Below are 2,866 nucleotides of genomic sequence, written 5' to 3' on the forward strand. Positions count from 1 at the left end.
GTGCGGCCACCGCATGGCGGCGCGGACCCCGCCATGCGGTGGCCGCACACCTCGCACCAGTCGTCGGAACCCGACTGGTGTCCGTTCGGGCAGGTCGGCATGTCGGCGCTTCCCCCTCTCCTTGTCCGGTCGCTTCCGACCGAAGTTCTCCGACCCGAGGGCCGGGCTCGTTCAACTCGCGTTCACTTCTTCACACGAACAGTCTTGGTGGACCGGGTTTCGAGTGTCATCTCGTCGGCCTCCTCGACCCTCGCTTTCAGTCGCACAGTACCGGTCGCGGCATCGACCACGTCCACCACCTTCGCAAGCAGTTTCGCAGTATCGGCGTTCCCGGAGGCACTCGCGAGCTGGACGGCCCGGCCCAGTTTGGACGTCGCTCCGTCGAAATCGCCCGCTTTGCGCAGATCGAGTCCCTGGCGGATGACTTGGGCCAGTTCGGCCTGCCCGGTGTAATGGGCGACTTGTGGGTCGATGGACGTCGAAGCCGCCATGTCGTCCGTCCACACGGCGCGCACCAGGCCCTGCGCGCCGGGCTTCCGAACGCCCTGCGCACCGTGTGCGGCGGGGGCGCCGGCGGGCTGGGGGACGATCAGCGAGAGCCGGGCGGCGAGCATCTCCCGCCCCACGTCCGCGGCCGGGACCTCGACGCAGACGTGGTAGTCGCGGGACTCGTCGCCCCAGGAACCCAGCGGGTAGTCGCCCGCGCGGGGGCCGGCCTCGGTGCGCCGCCCGGTCAGTTCCTCGACCGCCGGCGCGACCTGTTTGACGAATTTCACATGCGCGCCCACCGGCGTCCACAGCCGCAGGGCGACGTCCGCGACCTCCTTGCCCATCGCCGTCTCCATCATCCGCGTGAAGTCGTCGGCGAGTCCGGCCGGATCGGCGACGATGTCGGCGCTGCCGAGGAGGCCGGAGGCGATCGCTGTGACTTCTTTCACTTCCCAGTCGGTGCCCACACCGCGGGCGTCGCAGGTGAACCGCCCGGCACACGCCGCCAGGGCCGCCTCCAGATCCTCGGACGACTCGTGCTCGTTGCGCCCGTCGGTGAGCAGGATGCCGTGCCGGATCTCCACGTCCGCCGCCGCCAGCAGCCGGTCGGCCAGCCTGAGCCAGGTGCCGATGGCGGTGCCCCCGCCCGCGCTCAGCGCGCGCAGCGACCGCTTGGCCTGCTCGCGGGTGGCGGCGCCGGCGACGGCGAGCCGCCCGGCGCCGGGGTAGACCTCCTCGGCGACGTGCGTGCCGCCGACCACCGCGAAGTGCACGCCGTCGCGCAGGGCGTCGATCGCGGCGGCCGTGGCGTCGCGGGCGTTGCGCATCTTCGTCGGCGGGTGGTCCATCGAGCCGGAGCAGTCGACCATGAGCACCACCGCCGCCGACGGCCCCCCACCGGGCGGGTAGAGGTGGGACGCCGCCACCGCGCTGCCGACGGTGCCGCCGCCGGTCGCGGTCACCGTGACGATGGCGTTGACCTCGCGGCCGCCCCTGGGCAGGTACTCGTTCTGGTACACGTCCACCGAGAACTGCGGCACGTTCGACTTGGCGAAATTGGCCATGCCTGCTTCTCTCCCCCTGGAGAACCCCGAGGACCGGGGCGACGACAGAAGGCGGACCGGTCCCCTCCGGTTCGCCGTGCCGGCCCGCGGTCCTCCCGCGGGCCCTGTGGTTCCCTGCGGCTTCCCTGTACTTTCCCCGTCGAGGGCCTGCCGTACGCGGCCTCAGGCCGATCCTGCCCCCTGCGGCACGGCCGGGAACGGGACGAGCGCCACTGTTACGTTGTCGTGGCCCCCGCCGTCGAGGGCGTGCCCGACCAGGACCCGCGCACCGTGCAGCGGGCGGACGGCGGCGTCGGCGGGCACGACGCGGGCCATCTCCTCGGCCGACTCCGCGTAGTTCCACAGCCCGTCCGTGCAGACCACGACCACTCCCGGCCGGTCCGGCTTGAACGACGCGGTGTGCGGATCGAGTTCGTATGCGTCGGCGCCGAGCCAGCCGGTGATCGCGTGGGCCCGCCGGTCGGCGTACGCCTCGGCCTCGCCCATCAGGCCCGCGGCGACCATCTGCGCGGCCCACGAGTCGTCCTCGGTGAGCCGGGCCGCGGGGGCGGCGCGGTCCACCGGGACCCAGTACACGCGGCTGTCGCCGACCCAGCCGACGACCAGCAGACCGTCCGTCACCACGGCGCCGACGAAGGTGCAGGCCGGGGCGTTCTGGTGCGGGGCGCGCTCCCGTTCCGTCCCGGGCTCGTCGGCCAGCGCGTCGACCGCGTCCGACGCCGCGACGATCGCCTCGTGCATCGCCTGCTGCGGGTGCGTGCCGCGCGGCAGGGCGGCGAGCAGGGACGCGCTGGCCGCCCGGGACGCGGCCAGCGAGGCCTCGTCGGGCCGGGTCGCGGAGGAGACGCCGTCGCAGACGATCGCGACGGAGACGGGGGAGCCGTCGGGCAGCGTGGTGGTGCCGATGCCGAAGGCGTCCTCGTTGCGGTGGTGGCGCAGACCGCGGTCGCTGACCGCGGCCAGTGGGCCGCATTCCTGTTCCATGTGGTCCCGTTCGCGCGGCTGGGCGTGGCCGCAGTTCTCGCAGTAGCCGTCGTCGTCCACCCTGCCCGCACGGCAGGCCACGCACACGGAGCCGGCCGGGGCGGCCGGGGCCTGTCCGGCACCCTGCTCGGCGGCCACGCGCGGGTCCGGGGCCTGCAGCGGGTACTCCTCGGGCTGCGCGGCCGGGCCGGGCACGGGCCGCGCGCCCGGCTGCGGGACCTGCGGGACGTCCGGTCGCGGAACCGGGCCGACGGCCGGGTCGGCGGTCACGTCGGCGACCGGCTGGGCCGGGCGGTCGAAGCGCACGCCGGAGGACCGGGGCGCCCCGG

At 74.1% G+C, this 2,866-nt stretch carries 2 protein-coding genes; both read right to left on the reverse strand.

Translation table 11 applies throughout. The features are described from left to right. Positions 1-182: 182 nt before the first annotated feature. Positions 183-1,553, reverse strand: a complete 1,371-nt coding sequence (locus tag AOK18_RS24045) for a vWA domain-containing protein (protein WP_055695688.1) — start codon at positions 1,551-1,553, stop codon at positions 183-185. A gap of 162 nt (positions 1,554-1,715) precedes the next feature. Further along, on the reverse strand, positions 1,716-2,866 hold a 1,151-nt coding region (locus AOK18_RS24050; protein WP_055695689.1), incomplete at its 5' end, for a PP2C family protein-serine/threonine phosphatase.

Origin of the sequence: Streptomyces prasinopilosus, from assembly GCF_001419695.1 — a bacterium.
GTDB classification, from domain to species: Bacteria; Actinomycetota; Actinomycetes; order Streptomycetales; family Streptomycetaceae; genus Streptomyces; species Streptomyces prasinopilosus.